This window comes from Micromonospora sp. LOL_023 (assembly GCF_048060115.1).
In the GTDB taxonomy this organism is placed as follows: domain Bacteria; phylum Actinomycetota; class Actinomycetes; order Mycobacteriales; family Micromonosporaceae; genus Micromonospora_E.
In genome coordinates this window covers 53,916-78,189 of sequence record NZ_JBHMIM010000026.1, presented here as the reverse complement: position 1 = coordinate 78,189, position 24,274 = coordinate 53,916, and the positions used below count along the sequence as shown (strand labels likewise).

20 protein-coding genes and 1 tRNA gene are annotated in these 24,274 nt (G+C 71.1%); 13 read left to right on the top strand and 8 right to left on the bottom strand.

The genetic code is table 11. From position 1 onward, the window contains the following. Positions 1–5: 5 nt before the first annotated feature. The 3 genes from ACFHVL_RS16095 to ACFHVL_RS16085 are packed head-to-tail and all read left to right on the top strand — an operon-like array spanning position 6 to position 3,424. Entirely contained in the window at positions 6–437 is a 432-nt protein-coding gene (locus tag ACFHVL_RS16095; RefSeq protein ID WP_416628708.1) for an SCP2 sterol-binding domain-containing protein, read from the top strand. Then, positions 434–2,503: a glycogen debranching N-terminal domain-containing protein gene (locus ACFHVL_RS16090; protein WP_416628706.1), complete on the top strand. Its 2,070-nt coding sequence runs from the start codon at positions 434–436 to the stop codon at positions 2,501–2,503. The genes ACFHVL_RS16095 and ACFHVL_RS16090 overlap by 4 nt, the downstream gene beginning before the upstream one ends. Positions 2,504–2,542: 39 nt before the next feature. Further along, positions 2,543–3,424 carry an LLM class flavin-dependent oxidoreductase gene (locus ACFHVL_RS16085; RefSeq protein ID WP_416628705.1) on the top strand — a complete coding sequence of 294 codons (882 nt, stop codon included), beginning with the start codon at positions 2,543–2,545 and terminating at the stop codon, positions 3,422–3,424. A gap of 77 nt (positions 3,425–3,501) precedes the next feature. Here ACFHVL_RS16085 and ACFHVL_RS16080 read toward each other — a convergent pair whose 3' ends face one another. After that, positions 3,502–4,350 (bottom strand): potassium channel family protein, encoded by an 849-nt coding sequence (locus ACFHVL_RS16080; RefSeq protein WP_416628704.1) that lies wholly within the window; start codon positions 4,348–4,350, stop codon positions 3,502–3,504. Positions 4,351–4,420: 70 nt separating this feature from the next. On the opposite strand from ACFHVL_RS16080, the gene ACFHVL_RS16075 reads away from it, so the two are divergent. After that, positions 4,421–5,764 (top strand): TrkH family potassium uptake protein, encoded by a 1,344-nt coding sequence (locus tag ACFHVL_RS16075; protein WP_416628702.1) that lies wholly within the window; start codon positions 4,421–4,423, stop codon positions 5,762–5,764. Beyond that, positions 5,757–6,431 carry a potassium channel family protein gene (locus ACFHVL_RS16070; protein ID WP_416628700.1) on the top strand — a complete coding sequence of 225 codons (675 nt, stop codon included), beginning with the start codon at positions 5,757–5,759 and terminating at the stop codon, positions 6,429–6,431. Before ACFHVL_RS16075 ends, ACFHVL_RS16070 begins: the two co-directional genes overlap by 8 nt. Positions 6,432–6,501: 70 nt before the next feature. Here the strand turns inward: ACFHVL_RS16070 and ACFHVL_RS16065 are convergent, their stop codons facing one another. The 3 genes from ACFHVL_RS16065 to ACFHVL_RS16055 all read right to left on the bottom strand — a co-directional run bounded on the left by ACFHVL_RS16065 (position 6,502) and on the right by ACFHVL_RS16055 (position 8,707). Further along, on the bottom strand, positions 6,502–7,155 hold the full coding sequence (locus ACFHVL_RS16065; protein ID WP_416628699.1) for a class I SAM-dependent methyltransferase: 654 nt from the start codon (positions 7,153–7,155) through the stop codon (positions 6,502–6,504). Positions 7,156–7,301: 146 nt separating this feature from the next. Then, positions 7,302–7,814, bottom strand: a complete 513-nt coding sequence (locus ACFHVL_RS16060) for a mycothiol transferase (protein ID WP_416628698.1) — start codon at positions 7,812–7,814, stop codon at positions 7,302–7,304. 338 nt (positions 7,815–8,152) lie between these two features. Continuing rightward, positions 8,153–8,707 carry a GNAT family N-acetyltransferase gene (locus ACFHVL_RS16055; RefSeq protein WP_416628697.1) on the bottom strand — a complete coding sequence of 185 codons (555 nt, stop codon included), beginning with the start codon at positions 8,705–8,707 and terminating at the stop codon, positions 8,153–8,155. Positions 8,708–8,776: 69 nt separating this feature from the next. Between ACFHVL_RS16055 and bluB the strand changes: the two genes are divergently transcribed. Further along, positions 8,777–9,391: a 5,6-dimethylbenzimidazole synthase gene (gene bluB, locus ACFHVL_RS16050; RefSeq protein ID WP_416628724.1), complete on the top strand. Its 615-nt coding sequence runs from the start codon at positions 8,777–8,779 to the stop codon at positions 9,389–9,391. Between the two features lie 107 nt (positions 9,392–9,498). Next, a complete protein-coding gene (locus ACFHVL_RS16045) occupies positions 9,499–11,169 on the top strand; it encodes an FAD-dependent oxidoreductase (protein ID WP_416628696.1) in 1,671 nt (556 codons plus the stop codon). 62 nt (positions 11,170–11,231) lie between these two features. Here the strand turns inward: ACFHVL_RS16045 and ACFHVL_RS16040 are convergent, their stop codons facing one another. Beyond that, positions 11,232–14,672 carry a M12 family metallo-peptidase gene (locus ACFHVL_RS16040; protein WP_416628695.1) on the bottom strand — a complete coding sequence of 1,147 codons (3,441 nt, stop codon included), beginning with the start codon at positions 14,670–14,672 and terminating at the stop codon, positions 11,232–11,234. Positions 14,673–14,940: 268 nt separating this feature from the next. Beyond that, the gene (locus tag ACFHVL_RS16035; RefSeq protein WP_416628693.1) at positions 14,941–16,788 is read right to left on the bottom strand and encodes a sulfatase-like hydrolase/transferase; all 1,848 of its coding nucleotides are present in this window, start codon (positions 16,786–16,788) and stop codon (positions 14,941–14,943) included. A 192-nt stretch (positions 16,789–16,980) separates the two neighbouring features. Here ACFHVL_RS16035 and ACFHVL_RS16030 point away from each other — a divergent pair, with 192 nt between their 5' ends. Together ACFHVL_RS16030 and ACFHVL_RS16025 are read left to right on the top strand one after the other, a co-directional pair. Beyond that, on the top strand, positions 16,981–17,619 hold the full coding sequence (locus ACFHVL_RS16030; RefSeq protein ID WP_416628691.1) for a permease-like cell division protein FtsX: 639 nt from the start codon (positions 16,981–16,983) through the stop codon (positions 17,617–17,619). Continuing rightward, positions 17,616–18,230: a SigE family RNA polymerase sigma factor gene (locus ACFHVL_RS16025; RefSeq protein WP_416628690.1), complete on the top strand. Its 615-nt coding sequence runs from the start codon at positions 17,616–17,618 to the stop codon at positions 18,228–18,230. The genes ACFHVL_RS16030 and ACFHVL_RS16025 overlap by 4 nt, the downstream gene beginning before the upstream one ends. A 474-nt stretch (positions 18,231–18,704) precedes the next feature. On the opposite strand, the gene ACFHVL_RS16020 is transcribed toward ACFHVL_RS16025, so the two are convergent. Next, a tRNA-Arg gene (locus ACFHVL_RS16020) sits at positions 18,705–18,780 on the bottom strand. A 104-nt stretch (positions 18,781–18,884) separates the two neighbouring features. Beyond that, the gene (locus tag ACFHVL_RS16015) at positions 18,885–19,910 is read right to left on the bottom strand and encodes an alpha/beta hydrolase (protein WP_416628689.1); all 1,026 of its coding nucleotides are present in this window, start codon (positions 19,908–19,910) and stop codon (positions 18,885–18,887) included. 112 nt (positions 19,911–20,022) lie between these two features. Here ACFHVL_RS16015 and ACFHVL_RS16010 point away from each other — a divergent pair, with 112 nt between their 5' ends. The 4 genes from ACFHVL_RS16010 (at position 20,023) to ACFHVL_RS15995 (ending at position 24,244) form a co-directional block, all read left to right on the top strand. Beyond that, entirely contained in the window at positions 20,023–20,433 is a 411-nt protein-coding gene (locus ACFHVL_RS16010) for a PPOX class F420-dependent oxidoreductase (RefSeq protein WP_416628688.1), read from the top strand. 185 nt (positions 20,434–20,618) lie between these two features. Then, positions 20,619–21,533 (top strand): single-stranded DNA-binding protein, encoded by a 915-nt coding sequence (locus tag ACFHVL_RS16005; RefSeq protein ID WP_416628687.1) that lies wholly within the window; start codon positions 20,619–20,621, stop codon positions 21,531–21,533. Between the two features lie 155 nt (positions 21,534–21,688). Further along, on the top strand, positions 21,689–22,654 hold the full coding sequence (locus tag ACFHVL_RS16000) for a cobalamin biosynthesis protein (protein ID WP_416628722.1): 966 nt from the start codon (positions 21,689–21,691) through the stop codon (positions 22,652–22,654). 21 nt (positions 22,655–22,675) lie between these two features. Next, on the top strand, positions 22,676–24,244 hold the full coding sequence (locus tag ACFHVL_RS15995) for a cobyric acid synthase (protein ID WP_416628686.1): 1,569 nt from the start codon (positions 22,676–22,678) through the stop codon (positions 24,242–24,244). Positions 24,245–24,274: the final 30 nt, after the last annotated feature.

The following is a 24,274-nucleotide window of genomic DNA, read 5'->3' as shown; positions in this document are numbered from 1 at the left end:
GGAGCATGCCGCAGACGACGCGGACAGCCGAGGCCAGACGTACAGCGCAGGCGGGCGAGCCGATGCCGGCGACCCGGGAGTTCTTCGACCGGTTCGGCCATCGGGAGACCGCGCCGTTGCTGCGCCAGATCTCCGGCACGGTGCGGTTCGACCTGGCCGACGACGAGCGGGTGGACTACTGGTTCGTGACCTTGGACAACGGAAAGGCGGAGCTGACCCGGGAGAACCGCGAGGCCGACTGTGTGCTGCGTACCGATGGGGTGATCTTCGAGGCGATGGCCCGGGGCGAGGTCAACCCGATGGCGGCGATGCTGCGGTCCCAGATCATGGTCCTCGGCGACCTGCGGCTGTTGATCCTGATCGAACGGATGATGCCCGGCCCGCCCGGTTCCCACGATCCGCGCGTGTTCGCCAAACGGGAGAGGACGGAGAAATGACCGAGGGAATGGTCAGCATCCTGGACGGCAACACCTTCGTGGTCAGCGACAGCCAGGGCGACATCGACGCCTCGCCGGCCGCGCCGACCGGGCTGTTCTCCTTCGACACCCGGTTCCTGTCGAAGTGGCAGCTGACCATCAACGGGGAACGGCTGAGCTCGTTGTCGGTCGACGACCTGCAGTACTTCGAGGCGCGGTTCTTCCTGGTGCCCGGCGAGCCGACACACTACGTCGACGCCGAGATGTCGGTGATCCGCCAGCGTTGGGTGGGCGGCAGTTTCGACGAGGAACTCACCATCCTCAACCACGCCCAGGAGCCGATGGAGCTCACCGTACGGCTGGAGGCGGGCAGCGACTTCGCCGACCTGTTCGAGATCAAGGACGTCCGCAACAAGGTCGGTAAGCACTACGCCCACGTCGACCAGGACTGCCTGCGGCTGGGCTACCAGCGGGAGACCTTCCACCGGGAGACGATCATCTCCAGCAGCGAGTCGGCGATCTTCGACGAGCACGGGTTGAGCTTCCAGATCACCATCGAACCGCACGGCCAGTGGGTCACCCACCTCAAGGTGAAGACCACCGCGATCGGTCCCGACGGCCGCGACGTGCGGGAGAGCCTGCTCGGCCAGCACTTCGACCGGCCGAAGCCGGAGATGCGCCGGGACCTGGAGGAGTGGGTCGCCCGGGCGCCCCGGCTGGCCTGCGACTGCGAGCCGCTGGCGTCGACGTACAAGCGGAGCCTGGTCGACCTGGCCGCGCTGCGCTACACGCCGTTGTCGTTGGGCGGCCAGTCGGTGCCGGCGGCCGGTGTGCCGTGGTTCGCCACCATGTTCGGCCGGGACAGCATCTTCACCAGCCTGCAGGCGTTGCCGTTCGCCCCCGAGCTGGCCTCGGCGACGCTGCAGCTGCTCGGTGGGCTGCAGGGCAGCAAACTCGACGACTTCCGGGACGAGGAGCCGGGCAAGATCCTGCACGAGATCCGGTACGGCGAGTCGTCGGCGTTCGAGGAACAGCCGCACACCCCGTACTTCGGTGCCGCCGACTCGACGCCGTTGTTCGTGGTCCTGCTCGACGAGTACGAGCGGTGGACCGGGGACGCGAAGCTGGTCCGGGGGCTGGAGCAGGAGGCCCGGCGGGCGTTGGACTGGATCGACACCTACGCGGACCTGCTCGGCAACGGCTACGTCTGGTATGAGCGGCGCAACAAGGATACCGGTCTGGAGAACCAGTGCTGGAAGGACTCCTGGGACTCGATCTGCTATCGCGACGGCCGGCTGCCCGGCTTCCCCCGGGCCACCTGTGAGCTGCAGGGGTACGCCTACGACGCGAAGATGCGCGGTGCCCGGCTCGCCCGCGAGATCTGGAAGGACCCGGAGTTCGCCGACCAACTGGAACGTCAGGCGGCCGACCTGAAGCACCGGTTCAACCGGGATTTCTGGGTCGCCGACGGCGAGTACTACGCGATCGCCCTCGACCCGGAGGGCGGCCAGGTCGACGCGTTGTCGTCCAACATCGGCCATCTGCTGTGGAGCGGCATCGTCGACGCCAGCAAGGCGAAGAAGGTGGCCAAGCACCTGCTCAGCCCACGGATGTTCTCCGGCTGGGGGGTCCGGACCCTGGCGGAGGGGGAGGGGCGGTTCAACCCGATCGGCTACCACGTCGGCACGGTCTGGCCGTTCGACAACTCGTTCATCGCCTGGGGTCTGCGCCGGTACGGGTTCGTCGAGGAGGCGTCGCGGATCGCCGATGGGATCATCAACGCCGCGCAGTACTTCAACGGCCGGCTACCGGAGGCGTTCGGCGGCTACGACCGCGCGTTGACCAAGTATCCGGTGGAGTATCCGACCTCCTGTAGCCCGCAGGCCTGGTCGACCGGGGCGACGCTGCTGTTGCTGCGGACCCTGCTCGGGATGGAACCGCAGGGCGAGCATCTGGTGGTCGACCCGGCGCTGCCGATCAGCATGGGTCGGATCGAGTTGCTGGACATTCCGGGACGCTGGGGGCACATCGACGCCTTCGGCCGGGGCCGGATGGACATCCACCGCAAGCAACGCCAACCCGCCTGATCCGTTCGCTCCCGGACGCAGGCGAGTAGGGTGGGTGGCGTGCGGGTCGGGATAGTGGTGCTGCCGGACGAGTCCTGGTCGGTGCTGTCGGACCGGTGGCGTCAGGTCGAGGAATGGGGTTTCGACCACGCCTGGACGTACGACCATCTCGGCTGGCGCGACCTGGTCGACGGACCGTGGTTCGATGCGGTGCCGACGCTGACCGCCGCCGCCACCGTCACCTCGCGGATCCCGCTGGGCACGCTGGTCGCCTCGCCGAACTTCCGGCACCCGGTGCACTTCGCCCGGGAGATCACCGCGCTGGACGACATCTCCGCCGGCCGGGTCCTGCTCGGCGTCGGTGCCGGCGGGCTCGGTTTCGACGCCACGGTCCTCGGTGCCGACCCGCTGCCACCACGGGCGCGCGCCGACCGTTACGCGGAGTTCGTCGAGCTGCTCGACCTGTTGCTGCGTCAGGATCAGGTCACCTGGCAGGGCCGCTACTACCAGGCGGTCGACGCCCGGAGCACCCCCGGCTGTCGGCAGCAGCCACGCGTGCCGTTCGTGCTGGCGGCCAACGGGCCGCGCTCGCTGGCGCTGGTCGCCCGCTTCGGTGCCGGCTGGGTCACCACCGGCACCGCCTTCGACGACCTGGAGTCCTGGTGGGCGTCGGTGGCCGGGCTGGCCGAGGGGTGCACGGCGGCGATGGAGAAGGCCGGCCGGGATCCGGCCAGCCTACGCCGGTACCTGTCGTTGGACTCCGCGCCGGTCTTCTCGCTGTCCAGCGCCAGCTTCTTCGTCGACGCGGTCGAGCGGGCCGCTGGCCTCGGCTTCACCGACGTGATCACCCACTGGCCGCGCCGGAGCAGTTGGTACGCCGGTGACGAGCGGGTGCTGGTCGAGGTCGCCACCGAGGTCCTGCCGACCCTGCGGGGGTCGTGACCAGAGTGGAGTCTCTCGTGCGCTCGGATGTTCACTGCGGTTGTCTGGTCGGGCGAGTTCGGTAGACATCGCGGCACTCAATCGCCAGCGGTTCGTGGCACAGGGGTGGGCGGGCCTGCGGTGTGGTCGGCGTCGTCAGCTGGCTGTACGGCGGCATCGAGATTGCCGCGCAGCGCGGTGACCTCGGCCCGCAGCGCGGCCAGTTCGGCGGTGAGAGCGGCGACATCGCGCCGGGTGGCGGGCGCCGCGTCGGTGTCCGACTTCCCCGCCGTGTTGGAGATCCGTTCCACGATCCAGCTCGCCAGCGAGCCGGTGACGAAACCGATCAGGCCGATCCCGCCGATCATGAGCGCGAGGGCGACGAACCGGCCGGTCGTCGTGACCGGGTAGTAGTCACCGTAGCCGACGGTGGTGATGGTGACCACTGACCACCACAGTGCGTCCGGGTAGGTGTTGATCGCCCCGTCCGGATGACGCCGTTCAGCGTCCAGCACCGCCAGCGCCGAGACGATCACCAGCAGCAATGTGGTGGATCCGACGTACAGCGCGAGCCGGCCGCGGGCCCAGACCTCGGTCCGCCGGGTCAACGTGAGCACCGCGGTGACCAGCCGCAGCATCTGCAACGGCCGCAGCACCGGCAACAGCAGCACCACCAGGTCGAACAGGTGACCGCGGACGAAGCCGCGCCGGTCGGCCGCCAGCCACAGTCGTACGGCGTAGTCGACCCAGAAGATCAGCCAGATCGCGATGTTGGCAGCGACACACACAGCGCGCCATCGTGGCGGCAGCTGCGGGTACAGAATGGGCGCGGCGTAGACGACGAGGAACGCCACCGCGAGTACGGTCAGCCCGGCAGCCGTCCGGCGCTCCCACCGGCGGAGCTGTTCCTCGTTGCGAAGGGCTGGACCCGGATCCTGGAGAGACATGCCAGACAGGTTGCCTGATGCCCGCAACAGGCCGGCAACGGGCCAGCGGCGGCACCGGTGGCGGCGGCCGATGTGGCGCCGTGGCGCCGACCGGTTCCAACACCCGGCGCAGGTCATCGCCGGTGGGTTCGCCGCCACCGTACTGATCGGGACGGCCCTGCTGATGCTGCCGGTGGCGACCCGGGCCGGGGACCCGCCGCCGTTGATCGACGCCCTGTTCACCGCGACCTCGGCGGTCTGCGTGACCGGACTGGTGGTGGTCGACACCGCCGGCTACTGGTCGCCGTTCGGCCAGCTGGTGATCCTGACCCTGATCCAGATCGGTGGTCTGGGGATCATGACGCTGGCCACCCTGCTGACCGTGCTGTTGTCCCGCCGGCTCGGCCTGCGGGCCCGGTTCCTCGCTCAGGCGGAGACGAAGACGCTCAGCCTGCGCGACGTCCGCCGGGTGGTGCGCAACATCGTGCTGTTCAGCCTGGCGGTCGAATCGGTGGTGGCGGTGGTGCTGACGGTCCGGTTCGCGCTCGGCTACGACTATCCGTGGGGCCGGGCCGCCTACCACGGGGTGTTCCACGCGGTGTCGGCGTTCAACAACGCCGGCTTCGCCCTGTACGCGGACAGTCTGATGGGGTTCGTTGCCGATCCGTGGGTCATGGTCACCATCGCGGTCGCGGTGATCGTCGGTGGGCTCGGATTCCCGGTGGTGTTCGAGTTGCTGCGCTCCTGGCGTCGGCCCCGGTCCTGGTCGGTGCTGACCCGGATCACCATGGTGTTGACGGTGAGCCTGCTGGTGCTCGGCACGATCGTGTTCACCCTGGTGGAGCTCCGTAATCCGGCGACCCTCGGGCCGCTCGACGCCCCGCAGAAGCTGCTCGCCGGCTTCTTCGCCTCGGTGATGACCCGCACCGCCGGCTTCAACAGCATCGACATCGCCGGGTTGCGGCCGGAGAGCCTGCTGCTCAGCGACGTCCTGATGTTCATCGGCGGTGGCAGCGCGGGCACCGCCGGCGGGGTGAAGGTGACCACGGTCGGTCTGCTGGCGTTCGTGCTGTGGGCCGAGATGCGCGGCGAAACCAAGGTCAACGTAGGGTCGCGGCGGGTGCCGGAAACCAACCAGCGACAGGCGCTCGCGTTGCTGCTGTTGGCGTTGGGCGCGGTGGCGGTGGCGACGTTCGCCCTGCTGGCGATGACCCGCTACACCCTCGACCAGGTGCTGTTCGAGGTGATTTCCGCGTTCGCCACGGTGGGTCTGTCGACTGGCATCACCGCCGGGCTGCCGCCTGCGGCGGACGTACTGCTGATCGTGTTGATGTTCATGGGGCGGATCGGGCCGTTGACGGTCGCGTCGGCGCTGGCGTTGCGCGAGCGGAGCCGGCGCTACGAGCTCCCGGAGGAAAGGATCATCGTTGGCTGAGTCACGCAACGAGCCGGTCGTGGTGATCGGGCTGGGTAGGTTCGGCGGGGCGCTGGCCGTCGAGCTGGCCAGCCGGGGCACCGAGGTGCTCGGCATCGACGGCGACGCCCGGACCACGCAGAGCCTCAGCGGCCAACTGCCGCACCTGGCCACCGCCGACGCCACCGACCTGGAGGCGCTGCGCCAGCTCGGAGTGGGCGACTTCCACCGAGCGGTGGTCGGCATCGGCACCGACATCCAGGCGAGCATCCTGGCCACGTCGCTGCTGTCCGAGCTGGGGGTGGCCGACATCTGGGCCAAGGCGATCAGCCGCCAGCATGGCCGGATCCTGGAACGGATCGGTGCCCACCACGTGATCCTGCCCGAGCACGACATGGGGGAGCGGGTCGCCCATCTGCTCAGCGGGCGGCTGCTCGACTACGTCGAGGTGGACCGGGACTTCGCGATGGTCAAGACGACCCCGCCGCAGGACGCGGTGAGCGTGCCGTTGCGCGAGTCGCGGGTGCGGTCCCGGTACGGGGTGACCGTGGTGGCGGTGAAGAGCGAGGCGCACGGAGCGAAGGCCCGGTTCACCTACGCGACACCGGACACGGTGCTGATGTACGGCGACCTCGTTCTGGTGATCGGCCGGATCAACGACGTGGAGCGGTTCGCCGAGGCCGGCTGATCCCGCCAGCGGCCACCGGGCCGGGCACGGCGGGGTCAGGCGCACAGCGGGGTCAGGGGTGCGTTGGGGGTCAGGTGCGCGGCCGGCGGGCGTAGTAGACGAACGCGGGTGGCAGGTTGGCCAGCACCGTACGCCCCATCACCACCTCTTCGAACCGTTCCCGCAGCAACTGCCGGAACCGGCGGGCCGGCGGGGTCTGCGCGGCGAACACGTACGCGAACGTGGTGAACGCGCCGCCCGGTGCCAGCACCTCGCAGACCGCGTCGAGCGCGGACAGCTGCAGGTCGCGGGGGAACGACGCCCAGGGCAGGCCACTGACCACGACGTCCGCGGCGGTCACTCCGCGCTCTGCGATCAACGACTGGCACTCGGTGGCGTTGCCGGTGATCACCTCGACCTTCGGGTGCCGAGCGGTGAGCAGGTCGGCGAGGGTCGGGCTCAGCTCGACCGCCAGGTGCCGGCCCCGACCGGCGAGCCGGTTCTGGATCATTCCGGTGCAGGACCCGGTGCCCGGTCCGAGCTCGACGACCACCGGCTCACCGCGCTCCGGTAGCGGTGCGGTGAGCGCCTCGGCGAGCCGCCGGGAACTCGGGGCGACCGCCCCGATGCGGGCGGGCGAGCGGAGGAACTCGCGGGCGAAGGTGCCGAGGTCGCCGCGTAGCCGGCCCGCATCCACCGGACCGGGCTGCGGCGTGGTGGCGGTCTCGGACGCGGGTACGGACATGAGGGGGGCTCCTCTGCGCGGGGGGTGGCCGGACAGGCCGGCTGGCACAGAATGCCGGGATTGGCACATCGTGTCAACGGCGCCAGCGGCGGCCGTCGCACAGCCCAGCCGGCGGCCAGTAGCGGCCCAGCCGGGACCAGTAGCGGTCAGCCCTGGGCGGTGAGCAGCCCGCGCAGGTAGGCAGCCTGGCCGACGTGTTGCAGGTCGTCGTTGGCCACGCTGACCAACCGTACGCCGAGAGTCACCGGCGGATCCCACCGCTCGTCGACGATCCGGTCCAGGTCCGCGTCGGTCAGCCTGCTGAGGAATCCACGGGTACGCTCGGCGACCGCGACGTGGTAGTCGACCAGCACCGCCGCGTCCTGCGGCGCGACCGCCGCCACCTGCTCGGCGGTGTGCCCGTAGCCGGTGTCGGCCGGGTCCGCCGCCAGGCCGAACCGCTGCGCCCAGTCGCCACCGGCCCAGATCTGCGGCTCGCCGAGCACCTCAGCCAGGTGATCGTCCTGTACCCGGGTGAGATGCCAGACCAACCAGGCGATCGGGTTCGTGCCGGGCGCCGGTGACCAGCACAGCTGCTGCGGGCTCAGCCCGTCCACCGCCTCGCGTACCAGGTCCGGTAGTCGGTCGAAGGTCTCCACCAGCAGTGCGCTCGCATCCACCGTTCGTCCCCTCCTGCGTCCGGGTCGGCTGCGCGACCCTCCTGCTGGGCCGGCCGCGGCGGCCGTGGGCTGTCAACCTCACCTGGCCCGCCATCTGTTCTTCCCCGGTCGCCGCCACCATTCTTACCCGGTTTCAGGGCGAGTATCTGAGCCGGCTGGCCGCAGCCGAGGGCGACGCGGACGGACCCCGCGACAGCGGTGCGAGCGGTCACCTCGGCCAACCACGGCCACACCGGCGCAATCCGATGCCGTACCACTGGTGGCTGGCGGCGATCGAGCGGTTCGGCGTGCTGACCGGGTTGGCCCGCGCCGGGTACCGCAGCCGGCCGGGCGGGGGGTCAGAGCCGGTCGAACGGCTCGGCGTAGCGGAACCTGCCGGGTACCGGCGGCAGCGGATTCAGGGCCCGGGCCTGGAAATACTCTCCCCACCGCGGATCGGGTGCGGCGATGCCGAGTGCGGCGGCCGGTCGCAGCCCGAACCGGCGGTAGTACGCCGGGTCGCCGAGCAGCGCGACGAGCGGCTCGTCCAGGGCTTCGGCGGCGGCGAGAACGGCGTGCGTGAGCGCCGTACCGACGCCGGCGCGTTGCCGGTCCGGGCGGACCGCCAGCGGACCGAGGCCCAGCACCGGCCGGTCGTCGAGGTACGCCCGGGTGCAGACCACGTGTCCGACGATGTCGCCGCCGGTCGCCGGGTCGCCGGCCTGATCATGGGTATCCATCGCGACCAGCGACAGGGCAGGGATCCATCCGGCGTCGGCGCGCAACTCGTCCAGCAGGCCGACCTCGATCGGTGGCTGCCCCGGCGCGTCCGCCGGGCTGAACGCCGCTGCCACGACCGCCCGGACCGCCGCGACGTCATCGGCGCGTTCCCGTCTCACCAGCATGCCCGTCATCGGACCACCACCGGTCTGGCCCCGGCAACCGATATCGCGCCCCGGCGGGGGACAATCGACGCGATGCCCATCGATCTGTACGACGTCATCCACCGCCGCCGCGACGTCCGGGCCGAGTTCACCGGGGCGCCGCTGCCGGACGAGGTGCTGCACCGGGTTCTCGCGGCCGCGCACGCCGCGCCGAGCGTCGGGCTGACCCAGCCGTGGGACTTCGTGCTGGTGCGCGATCGGGCCCGCCGGGACGCGTTCCACGCGCACGTGCGGCAGGAACGGGAGACGTTCGCGGCGACTCTCGATCCGTCGGCGGCGGCCCGGTTCGCCCACATCAAGATCGACGGGGTACGGGAGGCCACGCTGTCGATCGTGGTGACCTACGACCCGCAACGGGGCAGCCCGGCGGTGCTCGGCCGGCACGCCATCGCCGACGCTGGCCTCTACTCGGTCTGCCTGGCCATCCAGAACCTCTGGCTGGCGGCAACCGCCGAAGGTCTCGGAGTCGGCTGGGTCTCCTTCTACCGGGAGCCGTTCGTGCGGGACCTGCTCGGTATCCCGGTCGGCATCCGGCCAGTGGCCTGGCTCTGCGTCGGTCCGGTCAGCGGGCTGGCGGCGGAGCCGGATCTGGAGCGGCATGGCTGGCGGCGGCGCCGGCCGTTGACCGACGCCGTGCATCACGACCACTGGTGACTTTCGCGCCGGCCTCAGCCCGCCCGCCCTGCCCCGTTTGCCGGAACGGCAAGGAAGTTTGCCGGTACGCTGGCGGCGGCGGATCGTAGGTGCCGGAGGTGGTCAGGATGACTGACAACAAGACGGGGCAACCCGCGTACCGCACCGCCGTCGCGGTGATCGGCGGCGGCGCCGCCGGACTGAGCGCGGGGCTGACCCTGGCCCGTGCCCGGCGGGGCGTGATCGTGATCGACGCGGGCGAGCCGCGCAACGCGCCCTCGGCCGGCGTGCACGGGTTCCTCACCCGCGACGGAATGAGCCCGGCCGACCTGGTCGTCGCCGGCCGGCGTGAAGTCGAACGGTACGGCGGCATCGTGCTGCCCGGCCGGGCGGAGGCGGTCGAGCGCACCGGCGACGGCTTCGAGGTCCGGCTGGCCGACGGCCGGGCGGTGGCCGCCCGGCGGCTGCTGTTCGCCACCGGCGTGGTCGACGAACTGCCGGACATCCCGGGACTGCGCGAACGCTGGGGCCACGACGTGCTGCACTGCCCGTACTGCCACGGGTGGGAGGTCCGCGACCAGCCGATCGGGGTGATCGCCACCAGCGAGATGGCGATGCACCAGGTGCAGCTGTTCCGGCAGTGGAGCTCCGATCTGGTGCTGTTCACCCACACCGGGGTCGAGCTCACCGCCGAACAGGCCGAGCAGTTGGCGGCGCGTGGCGTCCGGGTGGTTTCCGGCGAAGTCGCCGGGCTGGAGGTCACCGACGACCGGCTCACCGGGGTGCGGCTCGCCGATGGCACCGTGGTGGCGCGTACGGCGTTGGTCGTCGCGTCCCGGCCCCTGATCGCCGCCGGGCAGGGCGGCGCCGCCGGGCTGCTGGCGCAGCTCGGGGTGCCGGTGACCGCACATCCGACCGGGATGGGCGAGCAGATCGAGGCGGATCCGACCGGGCGTACCCCGGTGCCGGGGGTCTGGGCGGCCGGCAACCTGACCAACCCGTTCGCCCAGGTGATGGCGTCGGCGGCGGCCGGCTCGATGGCGGCGGCGGCGCTCAACGCCGACCTGGCCGTGGCGGACACCGAAGCGGCGGTACGCCGGCACCGGGCCGAGCTCGCCGGAGTGGACGCGCCGGACGAGCCGGTGCACCACGGCCCAGCGGACGTCGCCGCCATGATCAGCCCACAGTTCTGGGACGAGCGGTACAGCTCCGTGGAGCGGGTGTGGAGCGGCAACCCGAATCCGCGACTGGTCGCCGTCGTCGACGGGCTGCCGGCCGGCACCGCCTGCGACGTCGGTGCCGGTGAGGGCGCCGACGCGATCTGGCTGGCCGACCGGGGCTGGGAGGTGACCGCGGTCGACGTCTCCGCGGTGGCGTTGCGCCGGGGCGCCGACCAGGCCACGGCGGCCGGTGACGACGTGGCGAAGCGGCTCACCTGGCAGCAAACCGACCTGCGGACCTGGGAGCCGGGGCTGGCACGGTTCGACCTGGTCACCGCCCAGTTCATGCACCTGCCGGACCCGGACCGGGCGATGCTGCACCGCCGGCTGGCGGCGGCGGTCCGCCCCGGCGGCACCCTGCTGATCGTCGGCCACGACCCGTCCGACCTGGACGTTCCCGGGGTACGCCGGCCCAGGATGCCGGACCTGATGTTCACCGCCGAGCAGATCGCGGCGGTACTGGACCCGCAGGAGTGGGTCAGCGTCCGGGCCGAGACGGTGCCCCGGTCGGCGACCGACCCGGACGGCAACCCGATCACGATCCACGACGCGGTGCTGCACGCCGTCCGCCGACGCTGAACAGACGCCCACCCGGCCCGCCGGGTGGGCGTCTGTCAGCAACGATCGGCAGTTCGTAGCCCCTAGTACAGGACGAGGTCACCACCGGACGCGGTCAGGTTGATCTCCTCGGTGGTGGTGCCGGTCCAGCTCGACGAGAAGATCAGCGTGTCACCGTCCCAGACGGTGATCCCGATCTTGTCCAGCTGGCCCGGCCCGCTCACCAGGGTCGCGCTCACCCGCATGGTCAGTCCGGTCGCCACCGGCACCGGCTGCTGCGGGGTGGAAAGGTCGAACAGCGTCACCTGGTAGCGCAGCTGCGCCGTGTCGGGGCCGCCGCCGAGAGCGTTCGAGCCGTACGACTCCAGGACGTTGCCCTGGAACTTGTACCGCTGGTCGCCGGAGCGGTAGCCGACCAGCACCTTGCCGACCAGCGCGTTGCCGTAGGTGATCCGGCCATCGAGGTCGAACTCGATCCGGTGATCCGGGTCCAGCGGGTAGGCGCCAGCGGTCGACTCGCTGCGCAGATAGCCGTCGCCGAGGAACCGCAGCCTGGTTGGCGGGGCGACGGTCACCGTCGTCGCGGTGGCGGACCCGGTGTAGCGGCCGGTCGCAGTGGCCGTCACCGGGTGGTTGCCGACCGGCAGGGTCGCCGTGCAGCTGGCCATGCCGCCAGTGAGGTCGGCGCCCCAGAGCTTCACCTCAGTGGCGCACAGCGTGGTGTCACCGCTGGTGAAGGCGAGCTGGGCGCCGCGGACGTCGCCGGCTTCGGCGCTCACCGCCGCCCGCAGCAGCACCTGTGCCTGGTCGGCGCCGGCCACCGGGTGCACCAGCGTGTCCCCGGTGTAGGCCAGCTCGGCCGGGCGGACCTGGTCGATGCGGATGTCGGCGTCGTTGAGGTCGAAGAAGACGTTGCCGACCGCTTCGATTCTGATCCGACCGGTGGTGGTGTCGATGTTCGGCAGGGTCACCGTGGCGCTGCCGTTGTTCGGCACCGTCTCGGCCAGCACGTACGGGAACGTCTTCGCCCCGTCGGTCGACAGCGAGATCCGCACCTGCGCCGCGTCGACCGGTGCCGCGTCGGTGCCGGCCACGTCCCAGGTGATCTCCTGTGTGGATCCGCCCAGGTAGAACGAGGGCACCTGCTGCGAGGTGACCAGGAACGGGCCCGCCTGCGGGGCCAGCACGACCTCGGTCTCGGCGTTGCCGACCCCACCGCCGCCGACCCGCCCGTCGCGGGCGGTCAGCTTGAAGTGCATGGTGCGGTCGTTGTCGTAGCCCACCCAGTCGGCGGTCGGCAGGAACTCCGAGTAGCAGTCCACCAGGGCCTGGGTCAGGTTGGAGGCACTGCCGCTGGCCGGTGGTTCCGGGGCGGCCGGGCAGGCACCGGTCCTGGCGTTGGTGTTGCCCGCCAGGATCTGCGCCATGTCCGGGAAGACCCGGGTCGGGTCGTCGTCGACCGCGTTCAGCCCGGGGGAGTAGTACTGCTGGGTGTCCTGCGGGCTGACCAGCGCCGACGTGCCGAAGACCCGGAACAGCGGGCCGTTGGTCTTGACGTTGCTGGTCAGTGCGGTGCCGGCGGTGCTGCCGCCGAGGATGCCGCCGCGGTCGTTCTGCTCCCACATGTACGTCAGCGGGTCGCCGTCGGCGTCGCTGGCGGTGCCGGTCAGCGCGAACGGGGTCCGTACCGGGATGGTCAACTGGTCCGGCACGGTGACCACCGGGGCATGGTTGGTGGTCGGGGTGACCTGCCAGCCGCCGTTGTCGACCGGGCCGCCCTTGGCGGTCTCACCGACGAAGCCGTCCGCGCCGTCAAAGGAGGTCAACCCCAGCGGCGACACGTTGGTCCGCGCCACGGCTCCGCCGTTGAACGTCACCTGGAAACCAGTGTTGTCGAGCGGGCCGACACCGCCGAACGCCGCGACGGTCACCGTCGCACCGGCCGGCCAGCCGGTGATCGACTCGATCGTCTCCTTGATGTAGGCGGCGGTGAAGCCCGGGCCGAATCCGATCTGCCGGGAGTTCCGGCCGTTGAAGGTGAACTGGAACGAGTCGCCGACGGTGTCGAAGTCGCGCAGCGACACCGTCTGCACCTCGTTGATTGCCGGCCGGGCCGAGTTCACGAACGTGGTGATCTCGTGGTAGCTGCGCTGCGACCAGTACGGGTCGGAATGCGGCTGCAGGTTGTCCTGCTGGCAGATGCCCGCGTACGCCATGATCGACGATCCGCTGCCCGGCTCGTACGAGTTGGCGGCGCTGCGGTTGCCGCCGGAGCAGTTCCACTGGGTGCCGTTGAAGGTGTGGTTGCCGGCGAACTGATGGCCGATCTCGTGCGCCACGTAGTCGACGGCGTAGAAGTCACCGATCGGGTTCGGCAGCCCGGTGCAGCCCCGGGCCTTGCCGTCGCCGCCGACCACGCCGAGTCCGGCGACGCCGCCGCCGGGCAGGCCGAAGCCGATGTGCCCGACGTCGAAGTTGCTGGCCCCGACGAGCTGGCCGAGGACGATCCGGTTGCGGTTCAGCGTCGCGCCGGAACAGCCGGTCAGGTTGGCCTCGGTGAAGCACGGCGCGGCACCGCACGGCCCGTTCGGGCCGGTGGCCAGCTCGGCGGTGTTCAGGTTGGTCTTGTCGGTGTCGTTGACCAGCACGAGCCGGATCGCGGTCTCGTCCTCGTAGATCTGGGTCACCCGGTTGATCAGCGTCACCTTGGCGGCGGTGACGTTCTGCGCGCCGAAGTAGTTGGCGTACGACGGATCGGTCAGGAACGCCAGCCGGTAGGTGCGCAGCTGGACCAGTGGCCCGGCAGGCTCATCGGCCTGGGCCTGGTCGATCTCCGCGCCGATCTCCTCGGCGGCGCCGCCGACGTCCGCGCGCTCGATCAGGTCACCGTGCCGGTTGACCAGGTCGTGGGCGTAGTAGCTGGCGTAGACGCTCTGGTCCCGGTGGTAGGGGTCGACGTACCAGGAGCCGCTCGACGAGCGAACCGAGGCGTGGAAGCCGAGCGGGGTCAGGTCGGCCCGGATCGTCGCGTTCGGGTCGTCGACGCCGGTACCGGCGTACGTCTGGATCTCCGGGTGGGCGGCGGCGAGACCGTCCTCCATCACCGGCGAGTTGGCGACCTTGAATCGGGCCAGCGTGCCGTCGGGGGTGGGCACGGTCAGCACCAGCGGCGCGGCCTGCGCGGCGCGGGCCGACTCGGCCGGCGCCCGGTCCAGCTGGGCCGCGATCGCGTCACGGTCCAACGTGTACGCGGCGAGCCGGTGCGCCTCGATGTCGGGGGTACGCCCGGAGCGGCTCGCCGCCGGCGCACCGTCGAGCGTGGCCCACGGGGTGCCGGCGATCGGTGTGCCGCCGTCCGGGGCGGCGCTGGCGGCGCCGGTCGGGCCGATCGCGGGCAGCAGCGCCGCCGCCATCACGGCGACGAGCAGGGCGATCAGCCGTCGGTTGCGGGACCGGCCGGTCCCGGACGGGGGTGGTGACTGGCCGCTCGGTGTCGAGGGGATCCTCAGCGAGGGGGTCCTCAAGATGTCTCCTTGGGAGTCCGTCACGAACCACGACCAGGCAGGCCAGGGGTGCCCGCGGCCGACGAGCCGTGGATCTTGGGGGGTTCGAGAACCGACGCTAGGCCCGCTGCGCGCCCGGGGACATCGTCCGTAGGGATGAGACAGTGTCGTTCACCGATTGATGTGGCCGTTGGCCGGCAATTTTGCCGGGCCGCTGTGTCGGAAATCGCCGGGTAACAATGGACAGCTAATGGCCCGGTCGCGACACGGTCGGCCTACTCGAAGCGGCCTACTCGAAAGCGGCCAGGAACCGGTCCCGGAACGAATCCATCGGCCACACCGGCGCCTGCGCGTCCGGCCGCAGCCCCTCCTGCCAGTCCCACCCGGCGATCCGGTCCAGCACTGCCTGGTCGCGGGTCACCACGGTGATCGGGACATCCCGGCTGGCACCCGGGCCGGTCACCACCGGCGCCGGCTGGTGGTCGCCGAGGAAGACCACCACCAGGTCGTCGTCCCCTTCGGACTCTATGTAGGAGATGATCGAGCTCAGCGAGTACGCGATCGCCTTCGGGTAGTCGTCGCGTAGTCCGTCGGCGGCCGAGCGGGTGGGCTGGCCACTGGCCATCGCCTCCCGGTCGAAGACCGAACCGTCGCGCACGGTGTTCCAGTTGACCAGCTGCGGCACCGGCGTCCACGGCGCGTGGCCGGACAGCAACGCCACCTCCGCCATCACCGGCTGGTCGTTGGCATTGCGCTCGAAGCGGTCGAACACCGACAGGACGTACTGGTCCGGGATCGACGCGAAGTTGAACTTGTCGCCGACGTACCCCATGTTGCGCGAGTCGTAGACCTGGTCGTAGCCGAAGAACGCCCCCTCCGGCCAGGCCCGGCTGTTACCGGGAAAGAACCCGGAGACCCGCCACCCGGCGTCGCCGAACGCCCGGGTCAGCGTCAACCGGTCGCTGGTGGTCAGACTGCGGTAGCGCTGATCGTTGTCCACCCACAGCCCGGACAGGGTGGTCGCGTGCGCCAACCAACTACTGCCGCCGACCGTCGACGAGGTGAGGAAGGCGCTGCGCGAGCCGTACCCCTGCGCGGCCAGCCGCTGCGTGCCGTCGTCGAGTAGATCGCCGATCAGCGGCTCGAACTCCGGCGCGGTCACCGCATCGCGTCCGTAGCTCTCCACGAACGCCAACAGCACGTCCTTGCCGCGCAGCGCGGTCAGCAACTCGTCGCCGGGCACGTCGCGGAACGCGTCCACCGCCGCCAACTCGGTGAACTCCTGCCGGTCCCGCAGACTCGCGTTGACCTGCATCGTATGGTCGTACGCCAGCCGGGCGGTGGCCCGGTCCGCCACCGGCAACCCGAACGAGACGGTCCCGTTGTCGTAGACCGTCACCGTCGTGCCGAGCAGGGCGAACACCAGCCAGCCGGCGGTCAGCGCGCCGACCGCCCCGCCGCCGATCCGCCGGTGCCCGGCCAGCAGCCGGCCGACCCGCAGCATCGCCAGCACCGCGAACGCCAGCACCGCGACGGTGAGCAATACGGCACCGACAGCGACGGCGACGGCTGCTATCCGGCCATACGAGGCGTCAAGGAACCGGTACCCGTCGGCGAGCAGCCCCCAGTCCATCACCGGGTCGAACGGGCGGTCCAGCACCGAGAAGAAGCCCATGTCGGCGACCTTGAACACGACCAGGACCCCGAGTACGGCGCCGAGGGCGACCGCCACCGGAGTGCGGACCCGGCCGGGCAGCACCAACAGCAGCGCCGCGGCCAGGATCGCCTCCACCGGGATCCGGACGAACGCGGCCGGGACTACAAGATCCAACTGGTACGGCAGCGTCATCGCGGCCAGCACCCCGGCCACGGCCAGCCCGTTGGCCGACCGGCCGGCGGTACGCCGTATCCGCTGACGCCAGCCGGCCGGCGGCGGCTCCGCCGGCGGTGCCGACTCGCCCGCCCCGTTCGCCGGCTCCGCTGCCTTCTCGTCCGTCACCTCGACCTCGGTCGCCGGCTCCTCGGTTGCCGGCTCCGTCGTTCCCGCTTCCGGCGCTGCCTGCGTCGGCTCGGCCACGGGCGGGGCGGCTTCCGTCGGCTCGGCCTTGGACGGGGCGGGCTGCGTGGCGGAGGACAAGATCGGAGCCTTCCTGATCGTCGAGCAGACGGTACGCCCTGCCGGAGGGGACTCAGCACGATATCCACACCGCCGGACACCTAACAACACGTTCGGATCGCCGGGTCAGATCGATCCGCCAGGTCGGTGACCGCGACGTCGGCCCGACCAGTCCTCCCTACGACGAGACAGCACGGACCTGAAGGAGCGGAAATGGACGATCTGCATACGCACTTCGCACGGGCCCTGGACGGCGAACCGCCACCGGCGGCACCCGACGAGCTGGCCCGCGCCGCGATGACCGGCGGCACCCGGCTGCGCCGCCGCCGACACCTGGGCTACGCCGGCACAGCGGTGGCCGTCGTCGCCGTGGCGCTCGTCGCGGTGGGTCTGGTAGCCCCGGTCCGCGACGCGCCGACCCGGGTGCCGGCGCAGCTGGCGATCCCGTCGTCGACCCCGGTGCTGTGCGAGGGCGTGCCCCCCGACGACGTGGCCACCGAGGTAGCCGTCTTTCTGAGCCAGCAGGTCACCGACGCGCAGCGGGACGACCTCGACGCGGCGATGCGCGCGGACCCGCAGGTGCGAACCGTCGAGTACGTCAGCCGCTATACGGCCTACCACCGGTTTCTGGACTACTACCGCGTTGCGCCGGCCGAGGTGTTCTCGCTATATACCGCTGACGAGATCGAACAGGTCACCGCCGACCAGTTCCCCGAGTCGTTCCGGCTGACCTTGGCGGACCCGGCGACGTACCCGCAGGTGGGCGCGACCCTGCGGGCACTGCCCGGCGTCGAGGAAGTCATCGGCCGGTTCTGTCCGCACCGCACGTCGGCACAGCGGGAGGGCGAGTGACCGGCGTACGGACCGCGACGCCGGCCACCGCAGCTGCGGCGGCGGAGCCATCGAGGCAGGCTGAGTCGGCCGGTGGTCCGCTGGCCCGTTGGACGGCGGCCCGCAGGGGTCAGCGAGCAGCCCGCGACGAGGCGTTCACCGCGTTCGTCGTCGATGCGGCACCCCGGCTGCGCCGCACCGCGTACCTGATGTGCCGGGACTGGCATCTGGCGCAGGACCTGACCCAGATCACCTTCACCCGGATGTACGCCGCCTGGGCGCGCATCTGGCCGGCGGCGAACCTCGACGCCTACAGCCGCCGGGTGCTGATCAACGCGGTCGCCGACACGATGAAGCGGCGCAGCCGCACCGAGCTGGTGCTCGCCGAACCACCGGAGCCGGCAGCGGCCGCCCCGAGCGCAACGACCGAGCTGCAGGTCACGTTGGTTCGGGCGCTGGCCGAACTGTCGGTGCGGGACCGGGCGGTCCTGGTGCTGCGGCACTGGGAGGACCAGAGCGTGGACGCTGTCGCCGAGATCCTCGGAATGACCCCGTCGGCGGTGAAGATGTCCAGCATGCGAGGGCTGCAACGGTTGCGGGCGGCGCTCGGCGAGGACTTCACGGCCAGCTGATCCGACCCGACGCGGTTTCGCGATGGCGGCGATGCTGGTGTTGCGGCGTCGCCGCCCGCTGACCGTCATTCTGGCCGTCGCCGCCGAGCGCGGCATCACCGCAGGACCTACTCGTCGGGCTGCTGTTCGTCACCGCCTCCGCCGGCGCCGTAGCCCTGATGCTCGCCGACCTGCGGCAGTCGCCCGAGAACGGCTCCGGCGGCGCGTTGCTCCGCATCGTCGCTGTCGGCACGTTCGCGTTCGGCGCGCTCATTGCCCTTGGACCGGTACTGATCCGTCCGGTACTGGCAGTCACCGACCGGCCGCTGCGCCGCCTCGGTCCGACCGGAACCCGCGCCGTCAGCGTCGTCGGTGGTGCGCCCCGCCGAGCGGCACCCGTCGCTGTGGTAGTCGCCGTCGGGGCACCTCGATGTGGCCGAGCCAGAACGTGGGAACTCCGCAACCCTAGGTCATATCGATTGGCTCGGGTGACGGTGGTGCGCCCGGTAGGGTTCGAACCTACGACCTTGGGATTAGAAGTCCCCTGCTCTATCCGCTGAGCTACGGGCGCGTGCCGATCTTCGGTCCGGCGTGCACATAGTAGTAGCCGCCGGTGTCCGTGACGAGCGGCTATGGGGCTGGCGTCGCGAGGTGATCGAGGCAGATCGCTCCAGATCAGTCGGTTTCCGGCAGCCCGCGGTCGACCGGTCGCTGCGCCGTGGCCGGTTGACCGGGGTCCGGGCCGCTCGGTTCGCTGGTGAAGTACGCACGCAGCCACCGGTCCAGTTCGCTGAACACCTCGTCCCTGGCCGGTTGGCGCGACAGTGTCAGGTCGTGCATGCCGCCGTCGATGCGTACGACGGTGACGTGCCGGCCGAGCCGGGGTGCCCAGCGGGCCATGTGTTCGACGTCGAGCACCGCGTCGGCGAGCGTCGCCGAGTCGTGCCAGCGCTGGCTGCGGTACGACCGGGTCGAGCAGGCCAGCAGGACCGGCGCGGTGATGTGCAGCCCGCCGCGCAGCTGCCGCTGGGCGTGCCGGATCGCGGTCAGCCAGCCGGCCCGTACCGGGAAACCGGCCAGCGGCTTCCAGGCCAGGTCGTAGTCCCATTCACCGCGTTGGGAGGCGTGCACGCTCTGCCCGTACACCCCGGAAACGCCGACCGGGACGACCCGGTAGGGCGAGCGGCCGGTGAGGCGGCTGATGGCCGCCGCCACCGGCCGGCGGAGCAGCCACGGCGCGTTGAGGTCGAAGAACGGGCTATTGAGAAACAGCCCGTCCGGGGCGACGGCGTGGCCGGCTCGCGCGTGCGCCCAGATCGAGGCGATCAGGCCGCCGGTCGAGTGGCCGTTGACCAGCAGCGTCTCGTTGCTGTCCTGCTCGCGGATGATCCGGGCGGCGGCGTCGAGCTCCGGGAAGTAGTCGCTGAGGTCCCGGCAGAAGTTCGGCGTCTGGTGCGGCAGCAGGCTGCGGCCGTACTTACGCAGGTCGAGGGCGTAGAAGTCCCAGCCGCCGCGGACGAAGTGATCGGCCAGGTGGGTCTGGAAGAAGTAGTCGATGTATCCGTGCAGGTAGAGCACCGCGCGCCCGGTGGGGCGGTCGGCGCGGCGGCGGACCAGGGTCGCGACGACCGGACCTTCGTCGTCCGGGTCGAGCTCGATGACCTGCTGCTCGTACGGGGCTCCGAGGATGTCAGGCTGCACGACTCCGACCGTACCGTTATTGGTTACCTGCGGGTAGGACCGCGTCCCGCGTCGCACAATCGAATCTGACACCGCCCTTGGCCGAGTGGCGGTGTGTGGTGAGGAGGCGGGCATGGAGTTCGAACGGGCGACGACGTTCATGCGGGCGAACCACCGGGCGGTGATGGTCACCCATCATGCGGACGGTCGCCCGCAGACCAGCCCGGTGCTGGTCGCCGTCGACGACGTGGGCCGGGTGCTGGTGAGCACCCGCGAGGGCGCGGTCAAGGTCCGCAATCTGCTCCGCGACCCCCGGGTGACGTTCTGCGTGACCACCGACCGGTTCTTCGGCGACTGGGTGCAGATAGACGGAAAGGCAGAGGTGGTACGGCTACCCGAAGCGCTAGACGTGCTGGTCGACTACTACCGGCGGATCTCCGGGGAACACTCCGACTGGGACGACTACCGGGCCGCGATGCAGCGCGACAGGCGGGTGGCGATCCGGGTGACCATCACCAACGCCGGCCCGGACCTGCACGGCTGAGCCCACCGATCGGGCCTTGTCGCGCATAGCAGATCGACAGCGACTGCTCTTGTCTGTCCACAGCCAACGGCGTTGTCCACAGGGGTCGCGGCTGGTGCTGGTGGGGTCGGTTCGTGGGGGCGAGGCTGGACGCCGAGTCGACTCGGAAGTCCAGCCCAGTCCCACGAGCCCTTTGCGGAGATGCAATGTTTGATACCTACGTTACGATTGTTGGCAATGTACTGACTGCGCCGGATTGGCGGCGGACCACCCAGACCAACACCCTGGTCGCCAACTTCAAGGTGGCCTCGACCTCCCGGCGCCTCGACCGGGAGAACAACCGGTGGGTCGACGGCAACAGCCTGCGGGTGCGGGTGAACTGCTGGCGCAGGCTCGCCGAGGGCGTCGCCTCCTCGATCATGCTCGGCGACCCGGTCGTGGTCGTCGGCCGGCTCTACACCCGTGACTGGGTGGACAGCGACGGCAACAACCGCGTGCAGTACGAGATGGAGGCGGTCGCGGTCGGGCACGACCTGGCCCGGGGTCGGAGCGAGGGTCGGTTCATGCGCAACCGGCCGACGTTGGCGACCAGTGAGGTCGTCGGCGAGGACCCGGAGCGGCGGGTGCAGGGTGAGACCACCGCCGAGGTTCCGGCCAACGAGGTGCCGGTGACCCGTAACGAGCTGTTCGACGGCGACGATGACCCGATGTTCCTGGAGCCGTCGGTGCCGTCGCCGGTCGAGGGGGAGCCGAACCGTCCGGGTGGTCGGCCGATCACCCTGGCCGTGGACATCCTGGCCGCCCAGGCGACCGCCGCTGCGACCGCGGCTGCGGCGGCCAACCCCAGGGACACCGGTGACACCAGGGACGACGCCAGCTACCGCGACGAGTCCCCCGACACTCTGGGTGACGCGTGGTCGCCGGCGCCGTCCGACGACGAAGCCGGAATGTACGTGGCGAGCGGACAGGCGAGCGTCGGGCAGGAGACTGCCAAGCGCGAGACTGCCGGGGACCAGGCCGCTGCCGACGATCCGGCGGCCGATCCGCCGCCGGTCGAGGAGCAGCCAGCCTCGCCGAGCCGGGCCCGTCGGTCGCGGAGCCGGACCGCCGTGCCGGTCTGATCCTGCACCGGTGTGCATCAGCGGGTGCGGTGGCACGGGTGCAAGCGGGCCGTGCCACCGCGCCGGAGGCCGACCGGCGTCCCACGTAAGCTGCCGAGGTGGCTACCAGCGCTGGCAGGATCAGGTTGTCGGCCGTCGCCGCCACGGCCGGCGGGATGGCCGCCGGCTATGCCCTCGACACGCTGCTCGGTGACCCACGCCGCTGGCATCCGGTGGCCGGCTACGGCCGGTTCGCGGCTGCCGTCGAGCGTCGGATGTACCGACCAACCCGTCGGGCAGGTGCCGCCTACACGGCGGTCGCGGTCGGTGCGCCGCTGCTCGCGGCAGCGGCCACTTCGCTGTTGACCCGCCAGCACCCGGCCGCCCGCGTGGCCCTCGTCGCCGGTGCGACCTGGGCAGTGCTCGGCGGTCGCACCCTGCGGACCGAGTCGAAGGTGATGGCGCGGGCGCTGCGCCACGGCGACGTGCCGGCTGCCCGTCGCCGCCTCAATCACCTGTGTGGCCGGGACCCGGCAGCCCTCGATGCGCCGGAGTTGGCCCGCGCGACGGTCGAGTCGGTCGCCGAGAACACCTCGGACGCCGTGGTCGCCCCGCTGTTCTGGGGAGCCGTTGCCGGGCTGCCCGGCCTGGTCGGGTACCGCGCGACGAACACCCTGGACGCGATGGTCGGACACCGGTCGCCGCGCTACGAGCGTTTCGGCACCGCCTCGGCGCGACTCGACGACGTACTGAACTTCGTGCCGTCGCGGCTGACCGGCCTGGCCGCCGTGGCGTGGGCGCCGGCGGTCAAGGGTGACCGGGCGCGGGCCTGGCGGGTGTGGCGCCGGGACCGCGCCGACCATCCGAGCCCGAACGCCGGTCAGTGTGAGGCGGCGTTCGCCGGGGCGTTGGGGGTGCGGCTCGGTGGCCGCAACGTCTACTTCGGCCGCTCCGAGGTGCGTCCGTACCTCGGTGACGGACCCCACCCGTCGCCCCGGCAGATCAAGCGTGCTGCCACCCTGTCCCGCCTCGTCGGCCACACCGCCGTCGTCGTCCTACCGGCCCTGCCCGTCCTCGCCGCCTCCACTCTCCACACGATCTTGCAGTTATCGAGAGCTTTCGTCCGGAATGTCCGTCGATAAGTGCAAGATCGTCGAGAGAGAGTGGGCGGCGGTGGGCTGCTCGTCGCCGGGACCACCTCCGACGCCGGCAAGAGCGTCCTCACCGCCGGCATCTGCCGCTGGCTGCACCGCCGAGGGGTACGGGTCGCCCCGTTCAAGGCGCAGAACATGTCCAACAACTCCGCCGTCGTGATCGGCGCGGACGGCCGAGGTGGCGAGATCGGCCGGGCCCAGGCGATGCAGGCCGCCGCCTGCGGGCTGGAGCCGCAGGTGCGGTTCAACCCCGTACTGCTCAAGCCGGGCAGTGACCGGTCCAGTCAGGTCGTCCTGCTCGGCGAAGCCGTCGACACCGTCACCGCGACCAACTACCGCACAATGCGGTCCCGCCTCGCCGGCACCGTGCACGCCACTCTCGCCGAGCTGCGCGCCGAATACGACGTGGTGATCTGCGAAGGCGCCGGCAGCCCCACCGAAATCAATTTGCGGGCCGGTGACTTCGTCAATCTCGGGTTGGCCCGGCACGCCAACTTGCCGGCGATCGTCGTCGGCGATATCGACCGGGGCGGGGTGTTCGCCGCGATGTTCGGCACCGTAGCCCTGCTCAGTGCCGAAGACCAGGCACACCTCGGCGGATTTGTGATCAACAAGTTCCGAGGCGACCTGGGGCTGCTGCGCCCCGGCCTGGACCTGCTGCAACAGGTCACCGGCCGGCCCACCCTCGGGGTGCTGCCCTGGCGGCCGGACATCTGGCTGGACGGCGAGGACTCGCTGGCGTACGGCCGGACTCTCGGCCGGCCCACGACACCCCACGGTCGCGACACGCTGCGGGTCGCGGCGATCCGGCTGCCGCGGATCTCCAACGCCACCGATCTGGAGGCACTCGCCGCCGAGCCCGGCGTGCGGGTCCAGCTGACCGTCGACCCGGCCGACGTCGTCGCCGCCGACCTGGTGATCGTCCCGGGCACAAAGTCTACCGTGGACGATCTGGCCTGGCTGCGCGGCACCGGCCTGGCCGACGCGGTCACCGCGCACGCCGCCGCCGGGCGTCCACTGCTCGGCATCTGTGGCGGCTTCCAGATGCTCGGCCGGGCCATCCACGACGAGGTGGAGAGCCGGCGCGGCAGTGCGCCGGGGCTCGGCCTGCTGCCCATCGAGGTCACCTTCGCCGCCCGCAAGACCGTCACCCGCAGTGCCGGCCGCGCGTACGGCGCCGTCCCGGTGCGCGGCTACGAGATCCACCACGGGTACGTCTCACACGCCGACCCGTCGACCCCGCCACTGATCACCGACACCGGCAACAGCACTTCAGGCGGTACGGAGGGGGTGCGGGTCGGGTCGATCTGCGGCACCCACTGGCACGGCGCGTTCGAGTCCGACGAGTTCCGGCGCCGCTACCTCGACGAGGTGGCCCGCCAGGCCGGCCGGCCCGGCTTCACGGTCGCGCCGGACACCAGTTTCGCCGGGCTGCGTGAGCAAGGGCTCGACCTGCTCGCCGACCTGGTCGAGGAGAACCTGGACACCGACGCGCTGTGGCGGCTGATCGAGAGCGGCCCGCCGGCTGGGCTGCCGTTCATCCCGCCGGGCGCGCCGGGAGCTCCGGACACACCTTGAGTGTGCTCTCAGCGCATTGGCTGGAGTCGC

Bases quoted from the DNA above. Each gene is read 5' to 3' on its own strand.
- ACFHVL_RS16095 (WP_416628708.1), top strand. From the start codon at position 6: ATGCCGCAGACGACGCGGACAGCCGAGGCCAGACGTACAGCGCAGGCG.
- ACFHVL_RS16090 (WP_416628706.1), top strand. From the start codon at position 434: ATGACCGAGGGAATGGTCAGCATCCTGGACGGCAACACCTTCGTGGTC.
- ACFHVL_RS16080 (WP_416628704.1), bottom strand. From the start codon at position 4,350: ATGTCTCTCCAGGATCCGGGTCCAGCCCTTCGCAACGAGGAACAGCTC.
- ACFHVL_RS16075 (WP_416628702.1), top strand. From the start codon at position 4,421: ATGTGGCGCCGTGGCGCCGACCGGTTCCAACACCCGGCGCAGGTCATC.
- ACFHVL_RS16065 (WP_416628699.1), bottom strand. From the start codon at position 7,155: ATGTCCGTACCCGCGTCCGAGACCGCCACCACGCCGCAGCCCGGTCCG.
- ACFHVL_RS16055 (WP_416628697.1), bottom strand. From the start codon at position 8,707: ATGACGGGCATGCTGGTGAGACGGGAACGCGCCGATGACGTCGCGGCG.
- ACFHVL_RS16045 (WP_416628696.1), top strand. From the start codon at position 9,499: ATGACTGACAACAAGACGGGGCAACCCGCGTACCGCACCGCCGTCGCG.
- ACFHVL_RS16030 (WP_416628691.1), top strand. From the start codon at position 16,981: ATGGACGATCTGCATACGCACTTCGCACGGGCCCTGGACGGCGAACCG.
- ACFHVL_RS16010 (WP_416628688.1), top strand. From the start codon at position 20,023: ATGGAGTTCGAACGGGCGACGACGTTCATGCGGGCGAACCACCGGGCG.
- ACFHVL_RS16005 (WP_416628687.1), top strand. From the start codon at position 20,619: ATGTTTGATACCTACGTTACGATTGTTGGCAATGTACTGACTGCGCCG.
- ACFHVL_RS16000 (WP_416628722.1), top strand. From the start codon at position 21,689: ATGGCCGCCGGCTATGCCCTCGACACGCTGCTCGGTGACCCACGCCGC.